We start from the raw sequence: 16,984 nt of genomic DNA on the forward strand, positions 1-16,984 counted from the left end.
GGGTCGGGATTGGCCTCCGGAGAGATCAGGGAAAGGTCACATTGACCCGGCTGAAGACCGCCCCGGGAGTTCCTGCCGTGACGGTGACGGTGACTGTGACGGTCTCGTAGTCCGGGTCCGCGTCAGGAACGGTCACTCCGGGCACCACATCCACGGTGACACCCGCCTCGCTGCCGCCGCTACCGGTCCAGGTCGAAAGGTCGGCGGACCATTCGTAGGTCACCGTCGAACCACTGGAATCGACGGGCCGAAGGTGGGTGAAGGTGTAGGTTCCCGGTCCGGTCGCCGTCGGGCTGCCAAGTGGCGAGACGAGGCTCTCCGCGACCGTGGGGTCGCTGTTGTGGAAATACCACTCGGCTCCGTTGCTCACACCGTCGCCGTCGTCATCGTCCTCGAATCCACCGACCAGTCCGGGGAATCCCGATGCCCACACAGTGTAGGCCGACGAGGCTCCGGCCGCGGTCAAAGTCACCGCCGTGCTACTATTGTCGACGTAGGAAATGGTGAAGCTGTTGGCGCCCGCGGTGACCGTGGCTCCCTCGGTGAGTCCGTCGAATTCTCCGCTCAGCGCGACGCCCGTGTAGTCGATGAGAACGAGCTTGGTGCCGATCGGAAGGACCGAGGAGCTTCCGGCGATATCCGTGACCGAGAGCGCCACGGTGTTGCCGATGCTCACGTCGCCAACAGTCGCGAATACCGAGTCGGATGACGGAACCGAGCTGTCGATCTCGACTTCGAAGGTCGAGTTGTCGCCGAAGTTGAGGCCGAACTGGGCGGCGAGGCTGCCCACGCTGGTGCCCGGCGCGAGCGACCCTCCGGCGTTGACGTTGATCAGGGCGTCGATCGAACCGCTGCCACCCAATGTAGCGGTGTTGTTGACGTTGTAAGGGCCGCCAAGGGTGTGCGTGCCGTTGACGAGGAGCGTTCCGCCTTCGAGAAGGCTGCCCCCGGCGTAGGAATGCGCACCCGAGCAGGCCGCAACGGCGTCATCGAAGGATGAACCGGTGTTGAAGGCCCCGGCGCCGACGATGTCGGCCGTGATCACGAAGTCACCGTTGTCGGCGCCCTCCAGAGCATCGAGCACGAGAGGCTGGGTAACGCCGCTGCCATCGGTATCGAGCGTGCCGCTGAGGGTGAAGGTCCGGCCCTCCAAGCCGTAGTTGCCGATGCCCCGGAGATTGCCAACCGGGGTGATGGTTCCTGAGAGCTCGAAGTCGTTCGCACCGCCCAGCCGCAGGCCACCGCCGTAGATGTCGATGTCTTGGGCGATCACCAGTCCGGGAACCGTGGTCCGAAGCTGCGCTCCCCGGGCCTCAATGAGGCCGGCTCCGAGTTGGGCCGGGTCGCTGATGGAGACGATCCCGTTCTGGCCTCCGAGAGCGGCTCCTTCGTTGATGTCGGAGTTTATGCCGAAGCCGAGGACAAATCCGCCTGTGAAGGTGTTGGCGGGCCCATTGAGGATCAGCGTGCCCGGACCCGTTGCACCGACGGTTCCATCGCCGCTGATCAGAGTCGAGTGGGTGAGGGTCAGGTTTGTTTCCGAGGCGTTGAACTCAACCACACCGGGTGAGTTGACGACGATGTCGGAAGTCAACGAGCCGAGCAACGGGGGAGCTCCGGGCAGGGTGCCGATGCGAAGGAACCCGTCACTGACGGTGAGGGGACCGGCGAAGGTGTTCACGCCCCGCAGGCTGAGTCGGCAGGTGCCGACTTTGGTGAGTGTGCCTAAACCGGTGATCGGACCATCGATAAAGTCGGTATTCGGGTCGTCATCGCCGATCGTCAGGTCGTTGCCCTGAATATCGATACTGGTGCCTTCATCCGCGCCGAGCGAGCCGATGACCACTCCGCCGACCGTGTCGGTGAGTTGCAGGGTGACCGTGCCGGGGAGTTGGGCGCCGTCGGCCGAGTAGTCACCGTCATTCATGATGATGGTGCCCGCGGGATCGACCAGCGCGACGGCTTCGGAGAGCGTTCGGAAGGCGTCGTATCCGTAGGTTGCTCCTTGGTCGCCTCCCGTGCCGAGGTCGGCATCGGTGATGCTGTCGCCACGACCCGCGACAAAGCTGTCGTCGACGTAGACCGTATTCGGAGCGGCGTTGGCGATGATGATGGTCCCGGTGGTTTCGCCGGTTGAGGTCTGATCGTCGATGGTGACATCGAGAACGGTTACCGGAGCGGTTCCGGGGATGAATTCCATCGCGGCGAGTGCGGTGTTGACCGACGCCAGTCCGGAGGCGGTCCACACGCCATTGAGATAGGTCTCGCCGTTGCCGCTGCTCGCGGAAAGGGATCCTTCGGTTGCATCGCTGGTCCAGTTGCGGATCGTCAGGGTCGCGGTGACGGTTTCCGCTGTTCCGGCAGTTGCGGAGATCGAGCCATCCGACTTGTTCCAGAAGCGGCAGTAGGTGACCGCCGACGTGCCGTCGGTCAGGCTCGAATAGGTCCCGACTTCGAAGTCCCCGGCAGTGGTGGAGAGGGCGGCGCGGCCTCCGTTATCGGGGTCGATCTCGCCGAAGTTGATATCGGGGTTGCCGTGCCAGTTGCTGAGGGTGTTGCGATTGGACAGGGGAACCGATGTGGGGGCGGATCCGTCGAGGGAGTATTCGACACTGTCGAGGAGGAATCTGACCGCGAGCGAGACCCGTTGGTTGGCAAGCAGCGGGCTGCCGGACAGGGGCACGCAGATTGCATTTCCATCCCAGTCGGTGTCGTTCAGGGATACCGGAGCTGCGGCTCCGTTGGTGTTCATTTTCGACACCAGGTAGGGAATGCCGTCGATCAGGTAGAGGCCGGTGCCGTTGGCGGTGCCGCCGAGATCCCAGACATGGCGGTGGTTTCCGCCGCCGACGACGTCTGCGGCGCGCGGGGTGAACGAGATTTCCAGCGAGAAACCGTCTGGCTCCGAGGGATTCGGCGAAAGCACGAAGCCGCTTTCCGACCCTCCCGCCTGCGCTGCCGCGTTCTGGGAGTTGTCGAGCCCGGTGAAGCCGTCTCCGAAACTGACCTCGTTCACCAAGCCCCGATAGATGAAGGCCGGTTCGACCGAAGTTCCCGTGACGACCGAGCTGCCGCCCGCTTCGTCGGAAACGAGGATGTCGGCCAGCGCGACTGGCGAGCCGGCGTCGATCACCGTCTGGGCGAGCGCGTCGCCATCGACCGGTGAGGAGTTGCCATCAAGCAGGACCAGGCTCGCGTTGTCTTGGAGCCCGACCACGGATCCTGCACCACTCACGCTGTCGATGGTGACGGTCAGGAGTTCCGCTCCCTCGAGTACCCCGTCGCCGATGGTGGTCAGATCAAGATCGGCGCTCGGGTTGCCATCCAGAATGTCAATCGACGCGACTCCGGTGAAGTCGCTGCCGTCTTCGGCGAGCCCGCTGTAGCTGAGGTTGACCGTGATATCGGCCCCGCTCGGGGTGGGAAGCGCGTTGAGCGTGAATCCTGCGGGAGTGCCCTCGGTGACTTCACCACTGTCCGCCGCTATTTCTACGACGGGGTCGTTCAGCGGAGTCAGGACGACGTCGAAGCCCTCTCCACCAAGGTAGGTGATCTCGAACAGCTGCGAATTGACGACGAAGGTCGATGCTTCCGGAAGTCCGGCGAACGTGCCGATGATCGGCGAGGTGGTGCCGTCGATGATGGTGATCGGCGATGCGGTTGGCGGCACGATGTCGCTGCCGGTCGTGTCGAGCACGGTGTCCGTGATATCAAGCGATCCCGTGACGGTCAGGCTGTCGTGATCTCCGACGCCATCGATTTCGACCGCGAGCGTGCCGGTGGAAATGTCGTGGAGCGAAACATTGTCGAAGCCGATCGCGAAGCCACCCTTCCGCGGATCGAGCGCACCTCCCGACGAGGCGTCGATGTCGCCTTCGGTGGAGCCGCCGTCACCGGCGAGGGTACCCTCGTTGTTGATCGTGTAAAACGAGGGTCCGCCGGTGGTCGCGCCGGTGAGAAGGAGGACGCCTCGGTCGACGATGGTCTCACCGGAGAATGTGCTGTTTCCGCTCAGGGTCAGCGTGTGGTTGTCGAGCTTCGTCAACGTGCCGTCGCCGGTGATCACGTTCGCCCAGCTTCGGTCGTTGGTTCCGCCGCGGTCGACGAGGACGGCCGGGCTGTTGATGGTCACGGTGCCGGTGCCAGGTGTGGCGGTGGTGCCGACGCCATCGTTGCCGAGGTGGAGTTCGCCCTCGGAAACGATCGTGCCGCCGGTGTGGTTCATCGGCGCACGGAAACGCAAAATGCCGAGACCGGTCTTCGTGATCGAGAATGATCCGCCCGACTCGGCCACCACTCCCTCAAGTTGGAGGTTCGCGTTGGCGCCGCTCCCGACGTCGATGGTCGAATTGGCTTCGAGAGTGAAGATGGTGGAGCCGGTGTTGCCGATCAGCAGGTTGCGGTCCGCCTCGCTGACGTAGTCGAATGCCCCGAGGATCGTGATTCCTGCGACGTCGCCGAGATTTGCCCCGCCTCCCGAGGTGTTTCCTATGTCCACTCCATCTTCCAGAATCCAGGTGATCCCGGCACTTCCGCCGGATCCGTCGGAGTTGAAATTCACCCGGCCGTTTTGGACGTGCAAGGTTCCGCTCAGGAAGTTGTTACCGTCAATCGTCAGAACACCGGAGCCCGACTTGGCCACACTGGCGGAAGCTCCGCCATTCTCGTTGAAAACTTCCGTCCCGGAAAGAATCAGTTCTCCGGTTCCATTGTGCACGATGTCGATGCCTTTGCCCGTCCCGGAGAAGGTGGCTCCGTCGAAGATGCGAATCTGGCCCTCGTTCGCCGCGTTGGCTTCTCCGATACGAACCTGACCCTCGGCGCCAGCGTCGATGAAGATGCCGGCGCTTGCACCGTCAAACCGAAGTTGCTGGCCGGCCCCGCCGTTGTTCTCGGTGGCGATCAACATGCTCGCATCGACGTTCTCGTTGATGGTCAGCTTGTTGATGATCCGGTGTGCACCGATGTTGCTGCGGTCGGCATGGGCCGCGCCGAGTTGGTAAAAGATGACTTCCTGGGCGTTGTCGAAGGCCGGATGGATGCCGGAATCCCAGTTCGCGGGTTGACCCCACGCGATGTTGTCCGCCTGGCCTCCGGTCCAGAGGTCGGTGGCGGCATGCGCGCCGGTGATGCAAAAGGTGGAGGATAGTGCCAGTACGTGCCTGAGCTCGGGTTTCATGGATTTTGGGCTTGGGATTTTGATGGGTTCGCTCCTCGGGACCTCGCTTGGCGGCTGGAAGCACGGCTGCGGGGACGCCGGGGAGGAGGTTTTATCGGGCAGTTGGTGGGTTCCCCGAGGGGAACGGCTCGTTTGGGTTTTGAATCGGCCCGTGCAGTACGTGAACGGGCCGATGACATGGGGGGATTTGCCGGTCGATCGAAGTGTTCCGACAAAAGTGCGATTTCTGAAAGAATCGGAGTATCGGCCCCCAATCGGGCCGGGGCCTCTCGCTACGGCACTGGTGGTAACTCGATCACCGTGTCGCGATCACAGGTCAGTCGACCGTCTTCGACCCGTAGTTCCGCCATCTGGAGAAAGGATTTCTTCTGGGTGACCGTCCGCTCTTCCGCCGGAGGAGTCGGATACGGACGGTTCGGTTCGACGTGGTAAAACAGAAAGGCCCGTTCTCCGATCACCGCGACCGATGGATGTCTGGCCAGTGTCGCGTCTTCCTTACCGGATCCCGGATTCTCCAGGATCCGTTGCTGCATTGTCCACTTAATGCCGTCGTTGCTGTGATATACCGCGAGTCCTTTGTGAGGATCGGTCAGCATCCACCACCGTTCGCGGAAGCGGAACACGTAGGGAGCCTCCTGATACCCGAATCCCCGTGCCTTCGTGTTGACTTCGCCCGGGCACTTGCCCCGGTTCTCCCACACCGACAGGTCCGTGCTGGTGGCCCATTGAATTCCTCCGTTCCCGCCGACACGGTAGTAGGCCCGGAATCCGTCATCGACTTTCACCAGCGACGCATCGATCGGATCGGGTTGTGCAAAATCGGGAACTCCTTCGAGTTTCCAGCCCTTGAGCAGGTCGTCCGCACTTGCCGAGTAGTGCCGGATCACGCCCTTGCCTCCCCATGGCGGTTTGGCGTTGTCCTTGTAGGTGACGAACATGTGGTAGCGATCGCCGTTCCGAATCACCGCCGGTGCCCAGAAGGTCACGGGCATGTCGGGTTTGCCTGCGACCCCGTCGAAGCTGCAGTAGCCGCGAAACTTCCAGGTCTCGAGATCCGGCGATGAGACAACACCGATTGGTGTGCCGACATAGGTGCCGGACTCCCGGGTTGCCCGGCGAGCGGTGTAGAAGATCCACCAGGCCTTCTCGTGCGTGTTCCAAACCACTTCAGGGTCACAGGATCCGTGGTAGTTGGGATCGGCGAAGAGCGGCTTGGGTGGGGCAGCCGCCAGCGTGATCGTTGGCAGCAGGAGAAGAAGAAGGAAGGATCTCATGGCGTGGGTTTGACGGCGGCGTCTGGAGCCACCATGAGGGTATCTCTCCGCTGGCCCGGGTGTTCCGGATCGAGCCTCAGTTGCCGCTCTTCGCGTCTCCTCCGCAACGGTAGCGGTTCAGGCGCTCCTGCGTTCCGCAGATGACGCGTCGGCCGTCGAATTGCGCAGTCCCGTAATCCTTCACCGCAATGTCCGCGCCGGTGATCTCAAGATCCAGACGCCCCTTGCCGTTCAGGTCGAAAAGTCGGGCATTGGGATTGTCGATCTTGAGTCCGTCGATCCGCACGGTCTTGCGGTCGGATCCTTCTTTCCACTGGAAGATCGGAGGAGTCTTGCTCCTTCCGCGGGTGCCGGTGATGACCACGTTCGAAATTTCGCTCTTCGAGTTCTGATACGTTCCCCATCCGAATTGGAAGGGCACACAGTTCTGGATCATCTCGATCGTGGTGTTCGTCACCGTGATGTCGAAGTAGAGCTTGATGGCGTCGTCGCCAGTAGCGAAGTGGCAGCCGTCGATGGTCGAGCCGTGCCCGCCAGCGAAGCCGTCGCTGTGGTTGGCCCAACCGCCGCGGTTGTCGATGAACGTGCACCCTTTCGCGTGACAGACCTTGCCCCAGCCGCGGATGAAGTAAGCGAACGGGTTGATCGCGGTCAGGTTGCTGACCGTCAGCACTCCGCCCCGGTTCTGGAACTGGCAGTATTCGAAGGGCTTCACGCCGCGGTTGTCGGCCCAGCGTTGCTCAGGGGTTCCGAAAACCACCGAGGTCTTGCGGTCCTCACCGGCGATGGTGCAGTCGAAGCGTGTGTGGAAGGCTCCGGTGACACGGACATCGCGGCCGATCACGATCCGCGAGACCTCCTTCGGCACATCCCAGTAGGCTTCCTTGTGCGACGGTTTCTCGAACCGGATCGTTCCCGTGCTGGCGAAGGTGAGGGTGTGTTTGGATGCATCCCACTCGGCTCGCCCGGAGTAGTGCTTGATGAGCTCCGGAACGGACTGGGCCGATGCGGGAGTGGCATAGATCAGAGCCAGAACAAACAGGAAGGATTTCACTGGAGGAAGCGGACTCACTTCTTGCGGCGTTTGGGCTTGGGATAGACATGGGCACCTTTTGCCCACTTCTCCCACGCGCCGGACATCGACCTGACCATGTCGGGCATGGTGGAGGCCAGGTTGTGCATTTCGGTCCCGTCCTTCTCCATGTCGTAGAGCTCCCAAAGGTTCATCTTGGGTCCGCCCGGAACGCTGACGCCCTTGCCGACTAGCTTCCACTTTCCGTCACGAACGAAGGCATTGTTTTCATGCTCGATAAAGATGGGTGACTTGCGGCCGAGCGATTTGCCATCGAACGCGGGAGTCAGTGAGACGCCGTCGATGGAAGTGATGCTGTGGCCGTCATGCTCCTTCGGATAGGTGGCACCCGAGACGTCGATCAGGGTTGCCATCACGTCGATCAGTTGGGCGGGCTCTCGATACCAGTCGCGACCCTTGCTGATCCGTGCCGGCCAATGGGCGATGAAGGGGGTGTTGGCGCCGCCTTCGTGGGCGAAGTGTTTGTATTGGCGATACGGGGTGGCGGACGCGTTGGCCCAGGACTTTCCGTAGCTGGGCTTGGTGAGCGGTGTCTCGGGGGCGCGGTCCTTTACCGGGTCGCCGACTCCGGTCAGCGAGACTTCGGCGCAGGCACCGTTGTCGGAAAGGAAGAGAATCAGGGTGTTGTCGAAGTCGCCCGAGTCCTTGAGCGATTTGATGAGGTCGCCAATCTTTTGGTCGATCCGGTCAATCATTCCCGCGTAGGCCGCCATGCGTGCGCTTGATGCGGCACGGGTCGTCTCATCGACCTCGTTCCAAGCAGGAACCTGGGCGTCACGGGGAGAAAGCGTCCAATGGGAAGGGAGGAGCCCCGATGCCTTCTGACGCTCGAATCGCTGCTGCCGGAGCTGGTCCCAGCCGCCGTCATACTTGCCCTGATACTTCGAGAGTTCCTCGTCGTGCGCATGGATGGGCCAGTGCGGCGCCGTGAAAGCGAGATAGAGAAAGAACGGATCGTCTTTCTTTTCGCCCGCCTCGTGGTCCTTGATGAATCCGATCGCGTGGTCGGTGAACGCATCCGTCGTGTACCATGGCCGGTCGGTGGTGCTCTTCAGCTCTTTGAGCGGCTTGTTGCCATCGTAGATGATCCGCCAGTCGTAGGGATGGAAGTGGTGGGTCGCTCCGGAGATGCAGCCGTAGTAGCGGTCGAAGCCGCGCTGAAGCGGCCAGTCGTTCTGGTCGGTTCCGGCGAGGTGCCACTTGCCGGCCATGAAGGTCGCGTAGCCGGCCGACTTCGCGACTTCCGCGAGCGTGACGCAGGAGTCGTTGATGTTGCCGGCGTAGGCGGGCGGAATGTCGCCCGCCTTGCCCTTGTTCTCACCGGTCATGTGGCCGATCCCGACCTGGTGCGGGTGAAGCCCGGTCATCAGGGTTGCCCGGGTCGGGCAGCATCTGGCGGAGTTGTAGAACTGCGTGAAGCGGAGCCCGTTGGCAGCCAGCGAGTCGATGTTCGGCGTATCGATCTCGCCGCCCCACGCGCCGATGTCGGAGTAGCCCATGTCGTCAACCATGATCAGGATGACGTTCGGGCGTTCGGCGGCATTCAGGGCGGCCGTCAGGAGGCAACAGGCCGAGAGGAGGATTTGTCGGGTCATCGTGATCGGGTCGGAGGCTACTTCTTCTTGTTCGCCTTCTTGCGCTTGCCGGGCATGCGGGTGAGGGCGAGTTCCTCGGTGGCCTGGCCTTCGTCACCCTGGGATTCCATCCAGACATCGAGCCGGCCGCGGAGCTCCTTGAGGACCGGCGCCAGTTTGGGGTCGTTGACGAGGTTGTGGCGGTTGAAGGGGTCCTTCACGCAATCATAGAGCTCCTCCGCGGGCCGGTGCAGATAGTCATGCGTGAGCTCCTTGGCGAGTTCGTCGCCCTTCTTGGCCTCCTCGATCCACGAGAGAAACGGTTCGGTTCCCGAGGCGATGTTCTTGAATGCCACGTCGGGACTGAGGTTCCGGACATAACGGTAACGTTCTCCTCGAACGCTGCGGATGCCATAGTGAACCGGTCCGGAGTGGATGCCCTTGGACGTCTGGAGGCTGTACACGTAGTCCTTGTGCGAGTCCTTTTCTCCCGTGAGGACGGGAAGGAAAGAGCGTCCGTCGAGGTTTTCGGGAGCGGTGGCTCCGGCCGCGTCGAGGAGGGTCGGGACAATGTCGACATACTCGACCATTGCCTCCGACTCCGAAGCCGGATCGACCTTGCCCGGCCATCGAACGACGCATGCGCTGCGGACGCCCTTGTCGTAGCAGGTCCACTTCGCGAATGGCAGTTGGTAGCCCTGTTCGCTGAGGATCATCACCAGAGTATTGTCCTCCAGTCCGTGCTTCTTCAGCGCCTCAAGCACCTCGCCGACCTGTGTGTCGAAGTAGGTGATCTCCGCAAAGTACGCCGCGAGCGCTTTGCGCGTCTCCGGTGTGTCGACCTGGATCGGGCTCAGTTCGATCTTCTTTGCAGGATAGGCCGACGCGTCTCCCTTGTTCCATGGAGCGTGGGGTTCGTTCGAGGCGGCAACGAGCAGGAACGGCTTCTTCTCTTCGGCGCACTCACCGAAGAACTTCGTAACTGCCGCCATGTCCGGGTTGTTGTTGCCCGAGTATTCGAAGGGGAAGACCTTCTGCGGACCGATGTGCCGCTTGCCAGAAAGGTGGGTGCGGTAGCCGGCCTCCTGAAGGTGGTGGGCGATGCTTTTGACCTCCGGGTAGGCCTGGGTGTGGTTCGGCCACGCGCCGGATTTCACCGGATAGAGTCCGGTGTAGAGATTGTGGCGGGTAGGGGAGCACATCGGCGCCGCTTGGAAGCAACGCTGGAAGGTCATTCCTTCCGAGCACAGCTTCTTCAGGTTCGGAGTCCTCGCCTGACCGCCATGGATCTCGAGATCTGTGAACGTGCAGTCGTCCGCGATGATGATCACGAAGTTCGGCTTGGTCTGAGCGAGCGCGCCGCCAATGGATGCGAGCAGGACGAGTAGGAATCTCATGGTTTGCTGTCGAAACGGGGTTTGCCGTCCGCAGCCGCACGATACGACTCAGGCGTGTCGAGCTCTTTCCCGGGGTCGCCTTGTTCCGCCATCTTCTTTTCCAGAGCGGCGATCAGCCGCTGCTTCACCTCGGCATGCGCGGGGTCGTCCGCGAGGTTGGTCATTTCAAAGCGGTCCTCGGCGGTATGGTACAACTGCTCCGCGGGGCGTTGCATGTAGCGTTCGACCAGACGCAGCGTGTCCTCGTTCTGGAACGAATTGAACACCCAGGTCTGCCAGTAGGCGTTGTGTTCGGTCCTGCCCATAAGGTGCTTCTCGATGTAGAGGCGGTCGGGCATCAGGTTGCGGATGTAGCGCCACTCGCCGTCGGTGACCGAGCGGATCGGATACGATGGTCCCTCCGGGAAGTTGTTGTGCATGCCGTAGGCGAAGTCGCGGTGCGTGTCGGTTTCTCCCCGGAGCACCTTGGCGAAGCTCTTGCCGTCGAACATCTCCGGTTCGGGTTGTCCGCCGGCCGCCTCGATGAAGGTGGGGAGGACGTCGGCATACTGAATCACCGCGGGTGTCCGCTTTCCAGTCTCGGTGACACCCGGCCAACGCACGATCACGGTCGTGTGCAGGCCGCTGTCCCAGTTGGTCCACTTGTTGCCCGGGAATTGGGATCCCTGCTCGCTGGTGAACAGCACAAGCGTGTCTTCTGCGTGCTTCTCGGTCTTGAGCAGGTCGAGCAGTTCGCCGACCTGCGAGTCCATATAAGTGATTTCGGCGAGGTAGTTACTGAAGTCCTTCCGCGTCACCGGTGTGTCGGCGAGGTAAGGCGGCAGCTTGAGCTTCTTCGGAGGATACGCGGTGGCGTCGCCCATCACCCACGGCACGTGCGGCTCGGTGAGTGCGACGACGAGGCAGAAAGGGTCGTCGGACTTGCGGATGAACGAGCGGGCTCCGTCGAGGCTGTGGGGTTGAGTGGGGCTTCTGACGCAGTTGCCGTCGAAGCCGGGCACGTTCTCGAACGGATAGACGCTCTTGGGTTTGACGTGGGATTTGCCGGCCAGACCGACACGGTAACCGAGCTTGCCGAGATGTTGGACGATGCTCAGCGTGCCGGTGCGGGAGGTGCCGTGGTTCCATGCGCAGCCATTCCGATGGGCAAGCCGGCCGGTGTAGAGTTCGGAGCGACAGGGTGCGCACATCGACATGCCGAGATAGGCTCGGTCGAAGACGAGACCTTCGCTTGCGAGTCGGTCGATGTTCGGTGTTTTCGCATTCTCGCCGCCGTTGACCGGAAGGTCGCTGAACGTGCAATCGTCCGCGATGATCACGAGAATGTTCGGCGAGTCCTTTGCGACCGCTGCGAAGGAGGAAAGGGCAAGGGCAGCGAGGACTGCCCAAGGGGTCTTGGGTTCCATGGGTTTGGATTGGGGTTGGGCCGGAGTCCGCCGGTGCGGGCGATTCTCCCGGTGATCAGTGCGGGAACTTCTGCACTTCGTCCGGGCCGGGAGTCGCGTAGGCGGGGTCCTTTGCGCGGATGAAAATGTCGCCGTCATCAAGAACCCTTACGTCGAGAGGGACGATGGTTGTTCCACGCTGGTTGATCGTCTGTGCCGTCTCGGCGAGGTCACGGGACTCGATGCCGTCCCGTGGCAGCGGCGGAACATTGGCGTTGAAGAAGGCGGTGCACCACCATTTGCCGTCGCGGGTCTGGAAGGGAGTGCCGTGACCAAGGAAGCGGCCGGCAAATTTCCGGGGGCCATAAGGGCCGGTGATCTTGTCGGCGACGCAGTAGTAGAGGTTGTAGGAGCCTTGGCGGCCTTTGTCGGTCGACCACGCGGTGCCGAGGTGGACGTATTTGTCGCCGATCTTGAGCATGGTCGCGCCTTCGTGGCCGATGCGGGATATCGGGTTGCCGTCCGGCCCGGGTCGCGAGCCCGATGGGTCGATCCGGACGGGCTTGCCGGTGAATTTCGAGAAATCGGACGAAATCGGGGTCACGCGCGTGTTTTCCGACAGCACCCACCACCGGTCTCCGTCATGGAAAAGCGAGGGGTCGTGATGGCCTGCGAACTTCCTGCCCATCGGGGAGCTCCATGGACCGCGAAGCTCCGGGCCGGCGGAAAGCATGAGGTTGGACTTCTGTTTCGGGCAATGAACGAGCGCCCATCGGTCCATCTCGGGAATCCAGTGCATTTCCGGGGCCCAAACCCGATCGCCGGGTTTCGGGTGAGCGCTGTCCTTGAGGGTGAAGGGGGTTCCTAAGTAGTCCCAATCGATCAGGTCCTTGCTGCGCCAGACGCGCACGGTATTGCCGACGGCCGAAGTTCCGCTGAGACCGATGTTGTAGGGGTCGGTTTCTTCGCGCGGATCCTCGTCGTTGATGGTGGTGCCCGTCAGGTAGAAGAAGTCATCGGGGCCGAGGGTGATGTAGGGATCGCGGATCCAGCCTTCCTTGATGTAGAGCGCGCGGTCGTGGGATCTCAGTCCGGCTTCGATTTCGGCGCGAGGCATCGCAGGTGCGACTGGTGCGACCTTGGCGGTCGGGATCGCAACCGGCGCCATGCCTGCGGTTTCCGGATCACCGGTGATGCCGGCTTTGCGGTGGATCTCCGCGAGCGCTTCGGGCGCCAGCTTACGGACCTTGCGGTCATAGGTGATCAACCCGTTGATCTCGCCCTCGACGTCGGTCGTCTGGGTGTAGATGCCTGCGGCGATGCCCTTGTTCCGGAGGTCGGCGAGCATGGAGATCGAGGTCTTGTAGCGCTCGATCCACTCCTCCTTGTTTTTCGGCAGTCCGCCGTATCCCCAGTTGCGTGCCTTGACGTCCCAAAGGTGCCCCTTCACGGGGAAGCCGTGACCACCGAACTCGCCCACAACCTTCACGAAGTTGTCGAAGCGTCCACCTTCGCCGAGTTCGAAGGGAAAGCCGGGGTGGGGGTACTGGTGGTGGTCGATGATATGGCCGACGGGGAAGAAGTTGCCGCCGGACGCGACATTCACCTGGCGGGTTGGATCGTAGGCGACCGTCCACTTGCCGACGACTTCGGTTCGGTGCTGGCCCCACGCTTCGTTGAAGGGCACCCACTGGACGATGCAAGGGTGGGGTTGGAGGGTGTCGATCATGATGCCCAGCTCCTTCATATACTGGGAGTGATCGGCGTCGGGCCACTTGGCGTCGGAAGGATTGGGCTGAAGCCGGGTCCACTTCGGGCTCACGTGGCCGTCCCGCTGTTTCCCGGTGCCCGAGGACACCTGATCCTGCCACATCATCATCCCGAGCCGATCGCAGTGGTAGTAGTAGCGCCGGGGCTCGACCTTAATGTGCTTGCGGATCGTGTTGAAGCCGGCGGTCTTGAGGAACTCGATGTCGGAGACCATGGCCTCATCCGATGGCGGAGTCAGCAAACCGTCGGGCCACCAACCTTGGTCAAGTGTTCCCCAGTGAAAGATCGGCTTGCCGTTGAGAAGGAAGCGCAAGTGGCCCTTGTCGTCCTTGGCGACGGTCGACTCACGGATGCCGACGTAGGAATGGACGACGTCGTCGCCGAAGCGGAGCTCCACGTCGTAGAGAGTGGGGGAATCCGGCGACCACAGTATGGGATCGGGAATCCTGACACCGGCTTGTTTGGCTGTGCCGGTGGTTGCCGCGATCGCCTTGCCGTCGAGCGAGACCTTGATTTCCACCATCGTGTCGCCGGCGTCGCCTTCCGTGTCAAAAGCGAAACGGATGTTGCCGTCGATGGTGGTCGTCACCTTGTGGCTGACCAGGTGTTTCTCCGGAACCGTTTCCATCCAGACGGTCTGCCAGATGCCGGAAACCGGCGTGTACCAAATGCCGCCGGGCTTGCTCACCTGCTTGCCGTGGAGTTGGAAGGCGGTGTCGGTCGCGTCGGTGACCTTCACGGTCAGCTCGTTCTTGCCGGGCTTTAGGGCATCCGTGATGTCGAAGCTGAATGGCAGGTTGCCGCCGATGTGTTCGCCGACCATCGTGTCGTTGACCCAGACCGTGGAGTGGTAGTCGACGGCTTCGAAGTTCAGGAGCTTGCGCTGTCCATTGGCCAGTTTGTCGGCCTCGAAGGAGCGGCGGTACCAAATCGCGTCCTGCGGTGTGATCCGTTTTCCGACGCCGGAGAGGGATGATTCGATGGCGAAAGGAACGAGGATGTCACCCTGCCACTTGGAGGGTGCTGCGTTCGAATTCTTGGGAGCGACCGCGTATTTCCAAAGGCCGTTGAGATTGGTCCATTGCTTGCGGGCGAATGCCGGGCGCGGGTATTCGGTCCACGCGTCCTCCGGCTTCAGCTTCTCGCCCCACTCGGTCATCATGGCCGAGGTGGCCTTGCCGTTGTTCGGAGCAGCAACCTCGGCAGCAGCCACGGGGGCGCCCTCTTCGACCGTGGCGGTGACGATGGTGCCTCCTGTGAATCGGTTCGGAGCCGGATAGTCGCCTGCGGAAGTCAGGGTGTCCTCGCCGATGCAAAGCGGATCCTTGGGTTGGTGCGGGATGAGTCCGGGCGAACGCATCGTGACCGACTCGCCGCCGTCGACCGCGAGTGTCATCGTTGCCGGGTCGAGTTTGGCGACGATCCTCGTGTTACCCTTGACCGGTTTCTTGCAAGCGAGTCGTGTGACCTTCCCGTCCACGCGCACATCGAAAGCGGGCCGACCTTCGATCAGGTGGAGCGCGATACCGTGCTCCACCCCACCTTGGGAGAGGATGACTCCATGGGGTCTGCCGCCTTTGATTTCGGCAATGATCGAGAGGGGTCGATTGACAATGAGCGAGGTTTCCGGAGCGGCCGTGGCTTCCTTCTTGGGCTTATCGAACGGTTCGGCACCCACCTTGCGCGCCCATGTTTCCCACTCAGCTACCAATTCATTCAGGATTTCGGGCTTCTCCGCCGCGAGATCATGCTGCTCGGACCGGTCGTGAGCGAGGTTGTACAGTTCCCAACGAACTTCTTCAGGCTGACGCTTGCCCCACACGATCTTCCAGTCGCCGCGACGCAGTCCCCGTGCTTGCTGGTGCTCGATTGGAATCGAACGGACGGCGAGAGGTTTGCCCGCCGCCGCACCGAGGATGGACACACCGGAGACCGGTTGGATCTCGGTGCCTTTCCGTTTCTCAGGGTAGGCAGCGCCCGTGGCCTCGCAGATGCTTGGCACGATGTCCATGATGTGCGAAGGCTCGGTGACGAATCCATCCTGCTTCTTCAGACCGTTCGGCCAGTGGACGATCAAAGGCGAAGCGATTCCACCCTCGTGGCAGAAGTGCTTGTACATGTCCAAAGGCGTGTTGCCTAGGTTCGCCCAGGCCGAGCCGTAGGAATGGTGCGTGCCGTCCTGGCCCATTTTCGCGAGGGCGGCCCCGGTGTGGAGGGTGGTAATGCCCCGGCGGGAGTGTTCGTCGAATCCAAAGGGGCCCCACTCGTAGCAGGCTCCGTTGTCGCTGGTGAAGAATATCAGCGTGTTGTCGAGTTCACCGTTCTTCTCGAGGTCCGCGATGATGCGTCCAATCCCTTGGTCGACGTGTTCGACCATCGCCGCAAATGTGGCCATCCGGCGGGCGAGATCCTCGCGTCGGTCGGCGGGGAGAGAGTCCCATGCCGGGTTCGGCTTGCCGGAGAAGCCGTTGGCGATGTCCTCGCGGTCGACCGGGACCTGCGCGCGCGGAGGAAGCTCCGCATCGGCCGACACCAGTCCGAGTTTCTTCTGGCGCTCGAAACGTTCGGAGCGCAGAGCGTCCCAACCGCGGCGGTAGGTGTCGACATGGCGGTCGATGCTCTCCTTCGGGGCCTGGATGGGGAAGTGGGGTGACGAGTGGGCGAGATAGAGCAGCCATGGTTTCTCCTTGTTCTCACCGGTCCGAGCCTGGCGAAGGAACTCGAGGGCGTAGTCGGAGAAGACATCGGTCACGTAGAACTCGTCACCGGGAACCAAGACTTCCGGCTTGGTGCCTTGGGGAAGACGGACGTAGAGATCCGGATCCCATTGGTTCTCGGAGTGCGCCTGGAAATTCTTGTATCCATAGTAGTTCTGGAAACCCCGCTCGATCGGTCCGGGGTCACCCATGTGCCACTTGCCGACCATCCAGGTCGAGTAGCCGGCATCTCCGAGGATTTCGGCAACTGTTGCGGTGTTGGGCAACAGGTGGCCGGTGTAGGCCGGGCTGGAGTTTTTCCGAGGCTCCCGGGTGGTGAACGAACCGATGCCGGCTTCATGCGGATGAAGACCGGTCACGAGGGATGCTCTGGACGGACAGCAACGGGCCGAATTGTAAAACGCGGAGAATTTGGCTCCTCCCGAGGCGAGGCGGTCGAGGTTCGGAGTCGCGATTTCCGATCCGTAGCAAGAGAGGTCGGAGAAGCCGAGGTCGTCGGCGAGGATGACAAGGACGTTCGGCCGATCTGCGGCATCCGCGGTCACGGCCAGCAAGGCCGCCGCGAGTAGGGCAAAGGGTTTCATGATTGGTCTGG

7 protein-coding genes are annotated in these 16,984 nt (G+C 62.2%); all 7 read right to left on the reverse strand.

The features are described from left to right. Positions 1-25: 25 nt before the first annotated feature. Entirely contained in the window at positions 26-5,179 is a 5,154-nt protein-coding gene (locus HAHE_RS16845; protein ID WP_338686056.1) for a beta strand repeat-containing protein, read from the reverse strand. 272 nt (positions 5,180-5,451) lie between these two features. After that, positions 5,452-6,453 carry a family 43 glycosylhydrolase gene (locus tag HAHE_RS16850; protein ID WP_338686057.1) on the reverse strand — a complete coding sequence of 334 codons (1,002 nt, stop codon included), beginning with the start codon at positions 6,451-6,453 and terminating at the stop codon, positions 5,452-5,454. A 76-nt stretch (positions 6,454-6,529) separates the two neighbouring features. Continuing rightward, positions 6,530-7,507: a hypothetical protein gene (locus HAHE_RS16855; protein ID WP_338686058.1), complete on the reverse strand. Its 978-nt coding sequence runs from the start codon at positions 7,505-7,507 to the stop codon at positions 6,530-6,532. Between the two features lie 14 nt (positions 7,508-7,521). Then, entirely contained in the window at positions 7,522-9,141 is a 1,620-nt protein-coding gene (locus tag HAHE_RS16860; RefSeq protein ID WP_338686059.1) for an arylsulfatase, read from the reverse strand. Positions 9,142-9,158: 17 nt separating this feature from the next. After that, positions 9,159-10,517 carry a sulfatase gene (locus tag HAHE_RS16865; protein WP_338686060.1) on the reverse strand — a complete coding sequence of 453 codons (1,359 nt, stop codon included), beginning with the start codon at positions 10,515-10,517 and terminating at the stop codon, positions 9,159-9,161. Next, positions 10,514-11,923 carry a sulfatase gene (locus HAHE_RS16870; RefSeq protein WP_338686061.1) on the reverse strand — a complete coding sequence of 470 codons (1,410 nt, stop codon included), beginning with the start codon at positions 11,921-11,923 and terminating at the stop codon, positions 10,514-10,516. Before HAHE_RS16870 ends, HAHE_RS16865 begins: the two co-directional genes overlap by 4 nt. Positions 11,924-11,978: 55 nt before the next feature. Then, positions 11,979-16,973: a sulfatase-like hydrolase/transferase gene (locus HAHE_RS16875; RefSeq protein WP_338686062.1), complete on the reverse strand. Its 4,995-nt coding sequence runs from the start codon at positions 16,971-16,973 to the stop codon at positions 11,979-11,981. Positions 16,974-16,984: the final 11 nt, after the last annotated feature.

The organism is Haloferula helveola (assembly GCF_037076345.1).
In the GTDB taxonomy this organism is placed as follows: domain Bacteria; phylum Verrucomicrobiota; class Verrucomicrobiia; order Verrucomicrobiales; family Akkermansiaceae; genus Haloferula; species Haloferula helveola.

What these genes read in the sequence shown, in the direction of transcription:
- HAHE_RS16845 (WP_338686056.1), bottom strand. Translation starts at nt 5,179, where the DNA reads ATGAAACCCGAGCTCAGGCACGTACTGGCACTATCCTCCACCTTTTGC.
- HAHE_RS16850 (WP_338686057.1), bottom strand. Translation starts at nt 6,453, where the DNA reads ATGAGATCCTTCCTTCTTCTTCTCCTGCTGCCAACGATCACGCTGGCG.
- HAHE_RS16860 (WP_338686059.1), bottom strand. Translation starts at nt 9,141, where the DNA reads ATGACCCGACAAATCCTCCTCTCGGCCTGTTGCCTCCTGACGGCCGCC.
- HAHE_RS16865 (WP_338686060.1), bottom strand. Translation starts at nt 10,517, where the DNA reads ATGAGATTCCTACTCGTCCTGCTCGCATCCATTGGCGGCGCGCTCGCT.
- HAHE_RS16870 (WP_338686061.1), bottom strand. Translation starts at nt 11,923, where the DNA reads ATGGAACCCAAGACCCCTTGGGCAGTCCTCGCTGCCCTTGCCCTTTCC.
- HAHE_RS16875 (WP_338686062.1), bottom strand. Translation starts at nt 16,973, where the DNA reads ATGAAACCCTTTGCCCTACTCGCGGCGGCCTTGCTGGCCGTGACCGCG.